The organism is Nonomuraea sp. NPDC049141 (assembly GCF_040648415.1).
In the GTDB taxonomy this organism is placed as follows: domain Bacteria; phylum Actinomycetota; class Actinomycetes; order Streptosporangiales; family Streptosporangiaceae; genus Nonomuraea.
Genome location: NZ_JBEZDR010000034.1, coordinates 37,903 through 51,059 on the forward strand (window position 1 = coordinate 37,903; position 13,157 = coordinate 51,059).

16 protein-coding genes and 1 pseudogene are annotated in these 13,157 nt (G+C 68.4%); 3 read left to right on the forward strand and 14 right to left on the reverse strand.

The window, feature by feature from the left end; all coding sequences use genetic code 11:
• Positions 1 to 76 precede the first annotated feature (76 nt).
• The 7 genes and pseudogenes from AB0B91_RS59080 to AB0B91_RS59110 form a co-directional block, all read right to left on the reverse strand.
• Positions 77 to 916 (reverse strand): annotated as a pseudogene (locus AB0B91_RS59080) (DUF4132 domain-containing protein); the annotation flags it as partial.
• Positions 917 to 952: 36 nt separating this feature from the next.
• Positions 953 to 1,345 (reverse strand): hypothetical protein, encoded by a 393-nt coding sequence (locus AB0B91_RS59085; protein ID WP_358340973.1) that lies wholly within the window; start codon positions 1,343 to 1,345, stop codon positions 953 to 955.
• 85 nt (positions 1,346 to 1,430) lie between these two features.
• On the reverse strand, positions 1,431 to 2,678 hold the full coding sequence (locus tag AB0B91_RS59090; RefSeq protein ID WP_358340975.1) for a hypothetical protein: 1,248 nt from the start codon (positions 2,676 to 2,678) through the stop codon (positions 1,431 to 1,433).
• A 140-nt stretch (positions 2,679 to 2,818) separates the two neighbouring features.
• Positions 2,819 to 3,301, reverse strand: coding sequence for a hypothetical protein (locus AB0B91_RS59095; protein WP_358340976.1), 483 nt, complete (start codon positions 3,299 to 3,301; stop codon positions 2,819 to 2,821).
• 79 nt (positions 3,302 to 3,380) lie between these two features.
• Entirely contained in the window at positions 3,381 to 3,965 is a 585-nt protein-coding gene (locus tag AB0B91_RS59100; RefSeq protein WP_358340978.1) for a DUF1707 domain-containing protein, read from the reverse strand.
• Positions 3,966 to 4,077: 112 nt separating this feature from the next.
• Positions 4,078 to 4,956 carry a 1,4-dihydroxy-2-naphthoyl-CoA synthase gene (locus AB0B91_RS59105; RefSeq protein ID WP_358037222.1) on the reverse strand — a complete coding sequence of 293 codons (879 nt, stop codon included), beginning with the start codon at positions 4,954 to 4,956 and terminating at the stop codon, positions 4,078 to 4,080.
• Between the two features lie 9 nt (positions 4,957 to 4,965).
• The gene (locus AB0B91_RS59110; RefSeq protein ID WP_358340980.1) at positions 4,966 to 5,478 is read right to left on the reverse strand and encodes a PadR family transcriptional regulator; all 513 of its coding nucleotides are present in this window, start codon (positions 5,476 to 5,478) and stop codon (positions 4,966 to 4,968) included.
• 76 nt (positions 5,479 to 5,554) lie between these two features.
• Between AB0B91_RS59110 and AB0B91_RS59115 the strand changes: the two genes are divergently transcribed.
• Positions 5,555 to 6,139: a hypothetical protein gene (locus AB0B91_RS59115; protein WP_358340981.1), complete on the forward strand. Its 585-nt coding sequence runs from the start codon at positions 5,555 to 5,557 to the stop codon at positions 6,137 to 6,139.
• Between the two features lie 31 nt (positions 6,140 to 6,170).
• On the opposite strand, the gene AB0B91_RS59120 is transcribed toward AB0B91_RS59115, so the two are convergent.
• Together AB0B91_RS59120 and AB0B91_RS59125 are read right to left on the reverse strand one after the other, a co-directional pair.
• Positions 6,171 to 7,373 carry an alpha/beta hydrolase gene (locus AB0B91_RS59120; RefSeq protein ID WP_358340983.1) on the reverse strand — a complete coding sequence of 401 codons (1,203 nt, stop codon included), beginning with the start codon at positions 7,371 to 7,373 and terminating at the stop codon, positions 6,171 to 6,173.
• 123 nt (positions 7,374 to 7,496) lie between these two features.
• The gene (locus AB0B91_RS59125; RefSeq protein WP_214635030.1) at positions 7,497 to 7,829 is read right to left on the reverse strand and encodes a metalloregulator ArsR/SmtB family transcription factor; all 333 of its coding nucleotides are present in this window, start codon (positions 7,827 to 7,829) and stop codon (positions 7,497 to 7,499) included.
• Positions 7,830 to 7,915: 86 nt separating this feature from the next.
• Between AB0B91_RS59125 and AB0B91_RS59130 the strand changes: the two genes are divergently transcribed.
• Positions 7,916 to 8,086 carry a DUF3073 domain-containing protein gene (locus AB0B91_RS59130; RefSeq protein WP_219534937.1) on the forward strand — a complete coding sequence of 57 codons (171 nt, stop codon included), beginning with the start codon at positions 7,916 to 7,918 and terminating at the stop codon, positions 8,084 to 8,086.
• Here AB0B91_RS59130 and AB0B91_RS59135 read toward each other — a convergent pair.
• Complete coding sequence (locus AB0B91_RS59135) at positions 8,049 to 9,335, reverse strand: cytochrome P450 (protein WP_358340985.1); 1,287 nt, start codon at positions 9,333 to 9,335, stop codon at positions 8,049 to 8,051. The two genes, AB0B91_RS59130 and AB0B91_RS59135, sit on opposite strands and share 38 nt — an antisense overlap.
• A 63-nt stretch (positions 9,336 to 9,398) precedes the next feature.
• On the opposite strand from AB0B91_RS59135, the gene AB0B91_RS59140 reads away from it, so the two are divergent.
• Complete coding sequence (locus AB0B91_RS59140) at positions 9,399 to 9,995, forward strand: TetR family transcriptional regulator (RefSeq protein WP_358340987.1); 597 nt, start codon at positions 9,399 to 9,401, stop codon at positions 9,993 to 9,995.
• Between the two features lie 16 nt (positions 9,996 to 10,011).
• Here the strand turns inward: AB0B91_RS59140 and AB0B91_RS59145 are convergent, their stop codons facing one another.
• The 4 genes from AB0B91_RS59145 to AB0B91_RS59160 form a co-directional block, all read right to left on the reverse strand.
• Positions 10,012 to 11,418, reverse strand: coding sequence for an LCP family protein (locus tag AB0B91_RS59145; RefSeq protein ID WP_358340989.1), 1,407 nt, complete (start codon positions 11,416 to 11,418; stop codon positions 10,012 to 10,014).
• A 112-nt stretch (positions 11,419 to 11,530) separates the two neighbouring features.
• Positions 11,531 to 11,797, reverse strand: coding sequence for a DUF6510 family protein (locus AB0B91_RS59150; RefSeq protein WP_358340991.1), 267 nt, complete (start codon positions 11,795 to 11,797; stop codon positions 11,531 to 11,533).
• 1 nt (position 11,798) lies between these two features.
• A complete protein-coding gene (locus AB0B91_RS59155; protein ID WP_358340993.1) occupies positions 11,799 to 12,527 on the reverse strand; it encodes a ferredoxin reductase in 729 nt (242 codons plus the stop codon).
• Positions 12,528 to 13,127: a molybdopterin-dependent oxidoreductase gene (locus AB0B91_RS59160; protein ID WP_358340995.1), complete on the reverse strand. Its 600-nt coding sequence runs from the start codon at positions 13,125 to 13,127 to the stop codon at positions 12,528 to 12,530. It abuts the gene before it with no gap.
• Positions 13,128 to 13,157: the final 30 nt, after the last annotated feature.

Here is a 13,157-nt window from a genome sequence, read left to right on the forward strand (position 1 = left end):
TCCTGCCTTCGGAGATTTGGAGGTTTTGGAGGAGGTCTTGATCGAGGCGTGGGGCTCGGCGACGGCACGGACGACCTCAGGGTCGGATCTGGCGGGTGATGGATGGGTCGGTGACGGTGGTGTCGGCAGCCAGGAGGAAGGCCTTGGACAGGATGATCGACAGCATGCCGCCATCTTCCTCGAAGGGCAGGAAGACCTGGTCACCGGAGCCGCGGGGGACGATGCACAGATAGGCGTCGTTAGGTTCCATGAGGATGTTGCCCGAGCCGAGGTGGATCCGGTATGTGCGCAGGTCGCCGCGGACACGCAGGAACCGCTCGTCCAGCGTGCAGCGGTCGGCGATGGTCAGGCGGGGCAGCAGCCGGGTCAGGGCGTCCCGGCGGACTTGGGCGGACTCGGTCAGATCGCCGAAGCTGTAGGACTGCCAGTAGTCGCCGGTTCCGTTGGGGTCCAGCCCGGTGGAGGTGACGCCGACGGCCAGGTCGGCGTCGCGCAGCGCTTCCGACAGAATGAGCGGGGGCACCTCGGCCAGCAGGACCGTCTCGCCCTCGGAGGTGAAGCGGAGATCGCCGCTGACGCAGATGGAGGCGGTGCCGTAGCCGTCTCGTTCGTAGGAGTGCTCGTCCAGGTGGAAGTCCCAGGCGGCGGTCAGGCCGCCGGGCAGCTCCTTGGTGGCGGTGCACCATCCGGATCCTCCCGCGCCGTCCCAGTGGCCCAGGGTCATGCCGGTCCAGCCGCGGCTGGTGAGCAGCGCCTTGGCCTGGCCGTACCGGAGCAGGTGGTTGGAGAAACGGCGCGAGTGGTCGCGCGTCTCCTCCTCGGCGGGCGTGAGCAGGTAGAGCTCGCGGAATGCCTGCTTGTACGGCTGGCGCAGACCGATCGCCATCAGGTGGTCACGCCAAGCCCGAACCTCGTCTGCCGTGTGGGCGGGAGGCCGTCGAGAACGCCCACGTCAGCCGCCGACCAGCGGGACGAGCTTGACGAAGGAGACGACGGGGTCGGCGATCAGGTCGATCTCGGTGTCCAGGTCCTCGATCTGGCGGTCGCCGACCAGCAACAGGAAGCCGTTGCGGGCGAAGGCGGCCTCGGCGGCGTCGGCCTGACGCTCCCAGTTCAGCTTGCGCGCGGTTGGCATCCGGTAGCCGTTCAGCTCGGCCTCGGCATCGCTGGGCTTGACCAGGCCGCGAAACTGGCGGGAGGGGGCAGCGTTGTAGCGGGCCACCTCCTCGCGTACGCGCAGCCGTACCAGCTCCCGGGCCGAGATCCGCTCAGGCAGGTCCGGCAAGGAGAACTCCTCTAACGCCCGTCCTGTCGCCGTCTCATCGCGAAACGTCACCAACGCCATTGAAACCCTGCCTCCGGACGAAGATCAGATAATGGCGTCATTCATAACAGCGGTGGCCGACAGAATCGCGATCACGGTCCCTGGCTCAGGGCTTGACCACAGAGCGGCGGCGCATGAGCAGGCCGCCGATGCCGGCCGCTGCGATCAGGGCGGTGCCCGTCAGCACGAACATGCGGCCGTCCGGGCCGGCGTCGCCGCCCGCGCCCGTGTCGGCTCCTGCCTTCGGGGTTTTCGAGGTCTTGGAGGAGGTCTTGGTCGATGACTTGGGAGTTGTGGTCGGGGTCTCTTCGGGATCGGGCGTGGAGGAAGTTTTGCTGCCGGTGCCGATGGTGAGGGGGTACGTCTTCAGGGCGGAGGCGTTCTGGACCTCGCACTCGATGACGGAGACGCTCGGTGAGGTGCCGATCTTGATGGCCGCCGGCTTCACCGTCGCCGAGCCGGAATTCTTGGACTTCGTCTTCATATCGACGCTGGTGGGCAGCGTGATGGGGTCGCTCGCGGTGGCGGTTCCCAGCTCGCCGACTCCGTCTGCGGAGGTCAGTTGGGAAAGGCCGGAGATCGAGGCGTACGCGTACAGCTTGCTGCCGGGAGGAAGCCCGGTCGACGGGGCCTCGAGTTCGGAACCTGTCTCATAAGTGCCCGACCAGCCGATGGAGAACTGTTCGCCGGCCTTGGGGGTGCTCGTCGGCATCGTGAGCGTGACGCGGATCTTGACGGTCTGGGGGCTGGCTTCCGTGCCGGTCCTGCACGAGTAGGTGACCACGTCGCCGGTCCCGGACCCGGTGGCTTGCCCGACCGTGACCACCACGCTGGTCGTGCTGGTCGTGGTGCACGTGGTCACGTCCGACGGCGCGCTGGCCAGGCTCAGCTTCAGGCTGCCCTGATCGGTGGCTCCATTGACCGTCACCTCGTCACCCGTGGTGGCGGTTACAGACACCGTGCTCGTCACCTGTGCGGCCAGTACGGACGTGGATCCGGAGGTGACGCTCGCCCCGGTCTTCTCGAGATCCGTGTGCGTCCCGCCAGTCACCGTGAGTTTCCCGGCGACGTGGACCTGAGTGGTGGTGGTCGGCGGCGTGCGCAGAGTAAGGGCGGGAATTCGCCACTTGACGTCGAACGTGCCAGTCGCCGTATCGGGCATGGTGAGCGGCACGCTGAGCGATGTGTCGGTGAACGGGCCGCCTGTACACGTGTAGGCCAGGGTGAGGGTCTTGTCGGCCAGGGCTTGGGCGGGAGCCGGCAGGGCTAACGCGATCACCGCGCCGACGAGCCAGAGAGCGGACGCGTGCCTGACGAAGCGGCGCCACACCCTCGATGCCGGCAACTGTCTCATCCCCATCCCAAGGCCGAGTCAAAGGACGTATCAGAATTGCAGTCCTTGGTCACGATTGGGTTGAGACGGGCGGTAAAGGAGGTGAACGACTCCGCCTGGGGGTCGCACGGTCTCGTAGCGGTGGCCGACCGCGGGCGAGCTCAAGGCCGCGTGCGGGCGGCGGCGGTGAGGCCACGGAGACGGGCGAGGAATGCCTGCCCGTCCGAGCCGGAGTCCAGAGGCAGCAGGTACGAGCTGGCCTCGCCGTGCCCCAGCCAACGCGCGTGCACGAACATGCCTGCCACCTGGGGTTTCGGACCGTCCAGGACAGCATCGGCCAAGCGCGCGCCGAGCCGTACCGACTCGCCGTCCATCCGGACCAGCGCGATCACCACGAACGTGTCCGTGACCACCGCGGCGGCTCGGTTCTCCACCGTCTTCGGCGCAGGTGCCAGCCTGCGGAAAAGCCCGCGCCGCGACTGCTGAAGCGGAACGCTGTGGGTCTCGCAGCAGATCCGCGCCGACTCACGCAGATCCCCGAGGTGGTGCTGCTCCGCGTAGCCGTCGAGGAGCACCCGCAGCCGTACGTCAAGGTCGTCGACCGCGCACAGCCGCGTCGACCTGCTGTAAGAAGGCGTGATCACGGAAGCACCATAGGGGGGAACCCTTGACAGCTACTTTAATCAGGACGGTCCCTCAAACGACCAGCGCTCTGTACGGGGCTCACCACCGCCAGAACCAGAAGCGGTGCTGGTGCCGGACGAGCAGCCGGCCGGCCCGCTGCTTGCCGTGGACCACGAAATGTCGCCCGTCCCCGGGGAACGGCGAGCTCGTCACACCCCGCACCTTGGAGGGGCTCGCGATCAGCTCGACGTTGTCGATGTCCACGGAGGCGCCGGGCGGGAGTATGAGCGTGGTGGAGCCCGCCCACACGTCCAGCTCGATCTCCACGACCTGATGGGCCATGACGGCATCGGTGAAATCCAGCTTCACCGCCCCGGCCTTGGCCGACACCCGCAGCAGCCGGGGCACGACCCACTGGCCGCGCCGTTTGAGAGCAGCCGCTGTGGAGCGCAGTTCGCCGCTCTCCGGTGCCGGTGCCGCCACCCGGCTCCCCGGCAGGTCGGCGACGAACGGCTCAGCCTCGCCGAACGTCCGGGCGCCGAGCACCCCGCTCAACCGCTGCTCGAACTCCTCCATCGTCAGCCGCCCCTCGCTGACCGCCGTACGCAGCCTGATCGCGACTCGCTCGCGATCCGCGTCGGACATCCGCGACTCTGGCGGCTGCGGGACTAAATCTCCGCTCACGCCGCAACTCTAAATAACGGAGGACGGAATTCGGCGCCATCGGCCGGTGAATAACGACAAGGTTTCACGTTGCGGGTGGTGTGCCGCCGTCCTCAGGGCGGCGGCAAGCGGATCAGTAGTGCCAGGGGAACGGCGACCAGTCGGGAGAGCGCTTTTCCAGGAACGAGTCGCGCCCCTCTGCGGCCTCGTCCGTCATGTACGCCAACCGCGTCGCCTCGCCCGCGAACACCTGCTGCCCAACCAGCCCGTCATCGATCATGTTGAAGGCATATTTCAACATCCGCTGAGCCGTAGGCGACTTGCCATTGATCTTGCGGCCCCACTCCAGCGCCGTCTCCTCCAGCGCGGCATGGGGGACGACGGCGTTCACCATCCCCATCCGATGCGCGTCGGCGGCGGAGTAGGTGTCGCCGAGGAAGAAGATCTCGCGGGCGAACTTCTGCCCGACCTGCCGGGCCAGGTACGCCGACCCGAAGCCGCCGTCGAAGCTGGCCACGTCGGCGTCCGTCTGCTTGAAGCGGGCGTGCTCCTCGCTGGCCAGCGTGAGGTCCGACACGACGTGCAGGCTGTGCCCACCGCCCGCGGCCCAGCCCGGCACCACGCAGATGACGATCTTGGGCATGAAGCGGATCAGCCGCTGCACCTCCAGGATGTGCAGCCGGCCGGTGGACGCCGAGCCGTCGGCGTACTGGTAGCCGTCCTTGCCCCTGATCCGCTGGTCGCCGCCCGAGCAGAAGGCCCAGCCGCCGTCCTTGGGCGAGGGGCCGTTGCCGGTGAGCAGCACGCACCCCACGTCCGTGGTCTGCCTGGCGTGGTCGAGCGCGCGATAGAGCTCGTCGACCGTCTGCGGCCGGAACGCGTTGCGCACCTCTGGGCGGTTGAAGGCGATCCGCACGGTGCCCTGGTCGACCGCCCGGTGATAAGTGATGTCGGTGAAGTCGAATCCCTCGACCACCTGCCACGCCTTCGGGTCGAACAGTTCGGAGACCATGGGGCGAGCTTAACGGATCTGCTCTTCCGCCCATTCGGCCCACTGGCGCTGCGTGGTGGCCAGGCGCAGGCCGTACTCCAGCGCGATCCTCCCGTACACCGACAAGTTGTCCTTCCCGCTCTCCACGAAGCCCCGGATGCTCTCGATATGTTCCAGTTGCTTGGTCATGATCTCGGCCTGCTGTCGCAGGTACTCCTTGGCCTGCTGCGGATCCACCTGGGCCAGGAAGAACACCCGCAGGAGCATGTCGCTGCGCGCGGCCCTGACCGGCTCCACCTCGGTGATCCAATGACGTAGCTCGGCCAGGCCCGCGTCGGTGATCGCATACTCCTTGCGGCCACGCGGTCCCTCGGCTGACACGCTCACCAAACCGGCGTCGGCCAGCTTGCCGAGCTCGGCGTAGAGCTGGCTCTGCGTGGCCGGCCAGACGTTCGCGAGGGAGACGTCGAATATCTTCATCAGGTCATAGCCGCTCGCCGGTCCCTCGGAGAGCAGGCCGAGCACGGCGTGTCGAAGACTCATGTTCCTATATTGACATATCGACGCCGCAGGTTCTACTTTCGACATGTCTACATAGGAACGTCACGAGGAGCTCTAGATGCGCGGCTTGCTGGGATTCTCCCCCTGGATCCTCTATGCGATCATCGCCACCAGCGACGAGTGGCGCTGGGGCGCCATCACCGGTCTCGTCATCGCGCTGGTCCTCGTCCTCGTGGATCGCCGGTCGGGGCGGGCCTGGGACGAGATGGTGATCGAGTCGAGCGCCGCGGTGTTCTTCGCCTGCCTCACGGTCCTGTCGCTGGTCGATCCGCATTCGGTCCTCACCCCGTACGGACCGGCACTGGTCAACGTCTGGCTCGCGGGCACCGCCTGGGGCTCCCTGGCCATCCGCAAGCCGTTCACGCTCGGCATCGCGCGGACCATGGCGCCCAAGGAGGTCTGGGAGACCCCGGTCTTCTACCGGGTCAACGTGGTGATCACCACCGCCTGGGCGATCGCGTTCACCGTCGCCGCCGTCTCGCTGACCTTCGTGCTGGCCGCCGCGCCGCACGCGACCTCCGTGGTCATCGCCATCAAGGCGCTCTCGTTCGTCGTCCCGGCCGTCTTCACCGCCCGCTACCCCAAGGTCGTCAGGGCTCGCGCCCACCGCGAGGCCGGCGCCAACGCCTCCTCCGACAAGTAGCCGCTGGCGGGCGATGGCCTCAACGCGGTTCCTAGGGGTTCTGGAAAAGGACTTCGGGGTTGGTGGTGGACGGGCCGTCCAGCAGCTGCTGGTGTTCGCCACGGAGGTGCTGGTCGAAGAAGGCGCCGACGTACGCCGTGGTGATCTCGCCCGACCGCTTTCCGGAGAGCGGTGCGGTGGGGTCGGTGATCCCTGCCTGCCCGCCCAGAATGGGCAGGTCGATGAAGGTGAAGTGGCCGGAGTCGGCCACTGTCAGCCACCGCTTCCAGCCGTCCAGACGTCGCCAGTCTCGCGGCCAGCTCGTGTCGGTGGAGTCGGGCGAGTGCTGGGCCTTGGTGCCGAGCATGAGGAATGGCCGTTTGCCGAGGCCGGCGTCCGGAATCGGCGCGAAGAACGTACCGTCCATGTTCACCCCGGCGCGCACCCGGCGGTCGGTTGCCATGACGCTCGCCGCGGCATTGCCGCCGAGCGAGTGACCGGCGGCGCCGATCCGCTGCGGATCGATCATCTTCCAGTGCTTCCAGACGGGCGCGTGTCCGCCGGTGTGGGTCAGTTGGTCGATGACGAAGGAGATATCGGCTGCCCGGCCGACGGCGGCCTTGCCCAGCAGCTTCTTCTCCTCCTCATCGGAGGGGGCCTTCTCCACCGTCTCGCATGCGACGCAGGTCAGGGTGCGGCCACCTGGGAAAGTGGTGCCGTACGACTCGTAGGCATGATCGACGAGTGCGACGACGTAGCCCTGGGAGGCGAGCTCCTCGGCGAGCGTGGTCAGGGTGGCGCGGTTGAGGGTGAAGCCCGGGGAGAGCACCACCAAGGGGTGCCTGCCGCCGACGGGGCGGGCGCCGACGCGTGCGTTCGTGCGCGTGCCGGCGAGCAGTTCGGCTTTGACGAGGGTGTCGAGCTTCTGCCCCTTGAGAAGGAGCCGGGCCTCGTCCATGGTCATGTACGGAGCAGCACCCCCGCTGGTGCCGGCCGGGTAGTACACGGACACCATCAGCTCACGCGCGCCCGCTGCCGGCACCCACGGGTCTCGGCGCTCGCCGTCGACGAGATGCAGGGTGTCGCGCCCGACGCCGTACTGACCGGTGGGGCGAGGGATCGCGAGGCGCACCTCGGAACGGCCCGCAGAGGAGGCCGCGACGGCCGGGAACGACATCGAGGCGGCCGTCGCGGCCGACAGGGGCAGGGTCAGAGTGAGGAGGACGGCCGCGGCGCTGCGGCGAGTGCGGATCATGAGCAGCAGCGTAGGAAGGGCCCTGAGGCGCCCGACACTGCCGAAAGACCAGCTCGTGCTCTTACTTTTGTCGGATTGACGGCATTGTCGGAGCTCCCAGACGCCTGGTCGGCCGCCCCTCGGTCAGGGGACCTCGGCGCGTAGTTCCGCGAGGAGTTCGCCCTGGTCGGCGAGCATGTCGGTGAGGATGCGGCGCGCGGCCCCGAGCAGGTCGGCCAGCTCGGGAGTGGCCAGCGTGTAGACGACGGTGCTTCCCTCGCGGATCGCGCTCACGATCCCGGCTCTTCGCAGCACCGCCAGCTGCTGTGAGAGGCTGGACGGCTCGATGTCGATCTGGGCCAGGAGTTCCCGGACGGGAAGCGGGCCTTCCTGAAGTAGCTCCAACACTCTGATGCGAGCGGGGTGGCCGAGTGTTCGGAAGAAATCGGCCTTGGCCTGGTTGACCTCCACGTGCATACTGCCAGACTAATCCAGCGCACTTGCATAATTCTTCAAGTCGTAACGTTGTTGGCTAGGATGACAGCGGGGACTAGGGAGTAGCCATGGGCCGAGGAAGAGCCAAGGCGAAGCAGACGAAGGTCGCTCGCCAGCTTAAGTACACCAATCACAACATCGACTACGACCGGCTCCGCGAGGAGCTGGGCGCCGACTCGCCGCATGACGAGATGCACCCGACTACGGCGTCCGAGCAGGAGTCCGAGCACGCGCGCTGACGCGTGTCAGCTTCGCAGGGGCAAGGGTGACGAGCTTGAGCCGCCTGGCCTCCGGCGCCGGATCTGGTGCGGAGAGCTCCAGGCGGTTCAGCACCTCTCGGAGGATGACACGCATCTCCAGGAGGGCTAGCTGGGCCCCGACGCAGAAGCGTCGGCCGCCGCCGAAGGGCATCCACGCCTTGCCGTGGGCGTCCGCGCCGTCCAGGAAGCGTTCAGGCCTGAACTCCTCTGGTGAGGGCCAGACCGACGGGTCCTGGTGGATGAGCGCGATGAGCGGTGCCGCGTACCATCCGGCGGGCACCTCATAGTCGCCCAGCCGGAGCGGGGCGTCGACCAGCCGGGGCGCCTCGAAGACGACCGGCCTGACGCGCAGTGCCTCCTTGACCACGGCGTCGAGATACTCCTCGTCGTGCGGCAGCCGGTCGAGGATGTCCGGGGTGCGGAGCAGTCGTTCGAACGCCCACGCCAGCCCGGTGGCCGTCGTCTCGTGGCCGGCGATGAGCAGGGTGATCAGCTCGTCGCGCACCTCCTGGTCGCCGAGCTCGGTCTCCAGCAGCCTGCCCAGCACGTCGGTGCCGCCCGGTTCGGCGCGTCGCCGGCCGATCTCGTCGAACAGGATCTCGTCGACCGCCGCGCGTAACCGCAGGAACCGCCCGTACGGCGCGAACGGCAGGCGCCGCGTGGCCTCGCGCAGCCGTGGCGGCAGCAGCATCAGGGACGCCGAGCCGCCGACCTCGATCAGCTTCGGGAGCAGCACGCGCAGCCGGTCGAGCCGCTGGGCGTCGCGGATGCCGAAGATCAGCCGGATGATGACCTCCAGCGTGATCTCCTGCATGCGGTCGCGCAGCCCGAACGGCGTGCCGAGCGGCCAGGTCGCGATCTTCTCGGCGGCGATGGCGGCGATCTCGCCCTCGTACCCGGCGATCTGCTTGGCGCGCAGCGGCGGGGTGAGCAGCCGCCGGTGCCGCCACCACGGATCGTCGTCCAGGGTGAGCAGCGAGTGCGCGCCGACCATCGGCTCGAGGAAGTCGCGCCGGACCCGGCCGGCCCGGCCGCCGCCCTGGTCGAGCTGGTAGACCTTTTCGGCCAGCTCGGGGGTGGTGACATAGACCTCGGGCGGGAAGCCGAAGAAGCGCAGTGTGAAGATCGGCCCGTACCTGCGGCGACACTTCTCGAACGCGCCTACCGGGTCGGTCAGAAGCCAGGCGGTCTGGAGCAGCGCGGGGAGTTTCGGTCCAGGGGGGAGCATCTCTCTACCTCCGTATATATACGTACGTCATATACGCTCGTATATATCAGTAGCATAAGACGCGTGTCGAGAACAGAGCTCAGTGGATACCGGGAGAGACTCCTGGCGGCGGCCGTCGCCTGCCTGCAGGAGAAGGGCTACGCCCGGACGACCGCCCGCGACCTGGTCGCCGCGTCGGGCACCAACCTGGCCTCCATCGGCTACCACTTCGGCGGCAAGGACGCGCTGCTCAACGAGGCGATCGTGAGCGCCTACGACGCCTGGATCGTGCACGTGGAGGAGGCGGTCTTCGGCGGCCCGCTGGCCGGCCCGAGGGAGATGCTCGAACGCGCCATGGTGGCCCTGGTCGACGTTTTCGCCGAAATGCGCCCGCAACTGGTCCTGGCCGTGGAGGCCTACCCGCCCGCCCTGCGCGAGGACCTGCTGAGAGAGAAACTGGCCGCCGTCTACGCCAGGGCCAGGCAGGCCGGCATCGACATGATCAACAGGGCGGCGGCGGAGCTGGGGGTGCAGCTGCCGTTCGCCCCGGAGGCCCTGATCTCGGTGCTGATCGCGATCTCGGACGGCCTGATGATCCAGTGGCTGCTGGACCCGGAGAGCACCCCGGACGCCCACCAGGTGGTGGAGGCGCTGGCCGCGCTGTCGGCCTTCATCGCCTGATCAGGAGATCGCCTGATCAGGAGGCCGCGCACGTGTCGTGGGTCGCGTCGAAGCCCTTCAGCGACTCGGTGTCGTTGGTGGCGAGGGGCTTGGTGCCCTTCCAGTCGTTGCCGAGCACCAGCACCAACCGGCTGGTCTGCGCCGCCGCGACCAGCTTCGTCTTGGAGACGAGCAGGTCCTTCGTCAGGGTCGGGACGCCCGTCTCGCCGTTCGGTCCGTAGAAGACGGTCGTGTTCGCCTGCGGCTTGCGGGGCGTGTCGCCGATCTTGGTGATGTGATAGCCACGCTGCTCCAGCGCGGCGGCCACCTGCGTGCCGAGACCGGTGCGATAGGTGCCGTTGCGCAGCTCGATCTGCATCTTGGACCTGGACACCTTGGTCTGCCCGCCCTTGACGCCCTGCACGCTCTCGTCCTTGGACACGATCTGGAACAGCTTCCCGGCCTGCGGCTGGACCCACTCCACCCGCCCCGGCTGGGTGAGGGAGTAGTGCCACGGCGTGGTGATGAAGCGGATCTGTCCCGCGTTGAGGCCCTGCAGGCTGACCGCCAGGTCCTTCATGACGCCGGTCGTCAGGCCGGGGTCGGTGGTGACGGCCTTGGTGCCGGCGTCGAGGAATCCGTAGAGCTTGGCTGGGTTGGTGAGCGTCTCTCCGCTCATGACCTTCTTCACCATCGACGCGATGAACATCTGCTGACGCTGGATACGCCCGATGTCGGAGCCGTCGCCCAGGCTGTAACGGGCACGTACGTAGCCGAGCGCCTGCTCGCCGTTGACCGTCTGCCGCCCGGCGGCCAGCTTGAGCAGCGCCTTCTTGTCGTCGACCGCCTCGGGCAGGCAGATCTCCACGCCGCCCACCGCGTCGACCATGCTCTTGAAGCCGGTGAAGTCGACCTTGACGAAGTGGTCGATATGGATGCCGGTGAGCGTCTCGATCGTCTTCCAGGTGCAGGCGATGCCGCCGGAGTTGAACGACTCGTTGATCATGCCCAGATGCGGCTGCTGGCCGGTCAGGCCCGCCTTGGCGCGGCAGGCGGGGAGCTGCACCAGCGAGTCGCGCGGGAAGCTGACGACCATCGCGTTGTCCCGCTTCGACGAGACGTGCGCGAGCATGATCGTGTCGGTGCGCTCGCCCGCGACGTGGTGGCCGTACTTGGCGTTCTTGCCGTCGCGCTGGTCGGAGCCGACGATCAGCACGTTCATCGCGGTGCCCGCGACCTTGGGCGGGCGGGTCGCGCCGAGGTCCTCGGCCGTCACGTCGTCGTGCTTCAGGTTGCCGGTCAGCTTGACGATGACGCCTACCGTGACGCCCGCGATCAGCAGCACGACCGTCACCCCGATCGCGATCACCCACAGCAGCCAGCGCTTGCGGCCGCGGGGTGGCGCATGGGGGGACGGCGGCGCGTCCAGCAGCCCGTTGCTCACGTGACTCCCATGGGACAGGGCCGCGGGCCGCTGCCCACGGCCAAGACCTCCGCCGTACAGATCTCGGCCGGTTGGCGTGCCGAGTGTACTAAGCCGGATCGGGTGGGATTCGTTATTCGGGCAGTCCCAATCGCAGCGACACGGCGCCCCGCAGGTCGAGCCAGGCCGCGCCGGGCCCGCGGACCAGGCGCAGCACGACCTCGTCGCAGCCGGGACAGCGCGCGACCAGCCCGGGTTCGGGGCCGTAGACGCGGAGCGAGGCGATGGGACCGGTCAGCCCGCAGCTCGCGCACCGGCCGACGGCCGCGGTGATGTCCACGGCGAAGATCTCGGCGAGCGGGCCGGCCAGGGCGTTGCCGTCCAGGTGTTCGGTGGTCATGTCAGCCTCCGGTCGGGCCGAAGCGTTCGGTCCTGATGTGTTCGGGCGCGTGCCCGAGTGCGAGCAGCAGGTCGGCCGCCGCCTCCACGAACCCCGTCGGCCCGCAGACGTAGCACTCCGGCTCGAAACTGGCGGGCCAGCCGCCTTCGGCCAGGTCGTCCAGCATGATGCGACCGGCCGGACGCGGCCAGCCGTCCGGGACGGCCCGCGTGTAGAGGTAGCCGACGTCGAGCCCGTTGTCGGGGCGGCGCAGCTCCTCGGCGTAGTAGCGGCGGCCGGGATCGCGCAGCGAGTACAGCAGCCGGAACGGCACCCGGCTACCCGCCTGGCGGCGCGCGCGGATCATGGCCATCAGCGGGACGATGCCGGAGCCGCCGCCGACCAGCAGCACCGGCGACTTGCTCTCGGGCCGCCAGACGAACCAGCCGCCGACCGGCCCGCGGACCTCCACCTGGTCACCGGGTTCGATGATCTCGGTGAGGTACGGCGAGACCTCCCCGTCGGGCACCCGTTCGACGGTGAGCTCGATCGTGTCGCCGTCGGCCGGCGCGGCCACCGAGTAGCTGCGCTGGGTGCTGTAGCCGTCCTCGGCGGTCAGTCGCACGTCCACGTGCTGGCCGGCCAGATGTCCCGGCCAGCCCGGCACCTGGAAGACCAGCGTGCGGGCACTGTCGGTCTCCTCGCGCAGCCCGGTCAGCCTGGCGGCTCGCCAGGCCAGGCGGCCGCGCACCTAGTCGCCCTCGTAGCGCTGCTCGCGCCACGGGTCGCCGTAGTTGTGGTAGCCGGCGGTCTCCCAGAATCCCGGCCAGTCCTCTTCGAGCAGTCGGATGCCGTGTACCCATTTGGCCGACTTCCAGAGGTACAGGTGCGGGACCAGCAGCCGGGCCGGACCGCCGTGGCGGGGTTCGAGCTCCTCGCCGTCGAATCGGTGGACGATCCAGGCCTTGCCGTCGAGCAGGTCTTCCAGGGGCAGGTTCGTGGTGTAGCCGCCGTAGGAGTAGACCAGCGCGTACTCGACGGAGGTCTCGACGTTCTCGAACAGCGTGTCGAGCGAGACGCCCTGCCAGCCGGTGCCCAGTTTGGACCACTTGGTGACGCAGTGGAGGTCGACCGTCGGTGTCTCCTGCGGCAGCGCCATCAGCTCCGCCCAGGACCATCGGTGGGTCTGTTCGGCCTCGGTGTCGATGGCGAACTCCCACCGGTCCAGCGGGACCCGCGGCGTCGGTCCCGCCGACAGCACCGGGAAGTCGTCGACCAGGTACTGGCCGGGCGGCAACCGGTCGTCGTCCTCCCTGCGCCGGCCTCGGAAGCCGCGCGAAATGATACTCACCGGCACTCCCTTCAGGGATGCGCCAGATCA

What these genes read in the sequence shown, in the direction of transcription:
- AB0B91_RS59105 (WP_358037222.1), bottom strand. Translation starts at nt 4,956, where the DNA reads ATGGTCTCCGAACTGTTCGACCCGAAGGCGTGGCAGGTGGTCGAGGGA.
- AB0B91_RS59085 (WP_358340973.1), bottom strand. Translation starts at nt 1,345, where the DNA reads ATGGCGTTGGTGACGTTTCGCGATGAGACGGCGACAGGACGGGCGTTA.
- AB0B91_RS59090 (WP_358340975.1), bottom strand. Translation starts at nt 2,678, where the DNA reads ATGAGACAGTTGCCGGCATCGAGGGTGTGGCGCCGCTTCGTCAGGCAC.
- AB0B91_RS59135 (WP_358340985.1), bottom strand. Translation starts at nt 9,335, where the DNA reads ATGCTCCCCCCTGGACCGAAACTCCCCGCGCTGCTCCAGACCGCCTGG.
- AB0B91_RS59130 (WP_219534937.1), top strand. Translation starts at nt 7,916, where the DNA reads ATGGGCCGAGGAAGAGCCAAGGCGAAGCAGACGAAGGTCGCTCGCCAG.
- AB0B91_RS59115 (WP_358340981.1), top strand. Translation starts at nt 5,555, where the DNA reads ATGCGCGGCTTGCTGGGATTCTCCCCCTGGATCCTCTATGCGATCATC.
- AB0B91_RS59120 (WP_358340983.1), bottom strand. Translation starts at nt 7,373, where the DNA reads ATGATCCGCACTCGCCGCAGCGCCGCGGCCGTCCTCCTCACTCTGACC.
- AB0B91_RS59110 (WP_358340980.1), bottom strand. Translation starts at nt 5,478, where the DNA reads ATGAGTCTTCGACACGCCGTGCTCGGCCTGCTCTCCGAGGGACCGGCG.
- AB0B91_RS59150 (WP_358340991.1), bottom strand. Translation starts at nt 11,797, where the DNA reads ATGACCACCGAACACCTGGACGGCAACGCCCTGGCCGGCCCGCTCGCC.
- AB0B91_RS59125 (WP_214635030.1), bottom strand. Translation starts at nt 7,829, where the DNA reads ATGCACGTGGAGGTCAACCAGGCCAAGGCCGATTTCTTCCGAACACTC.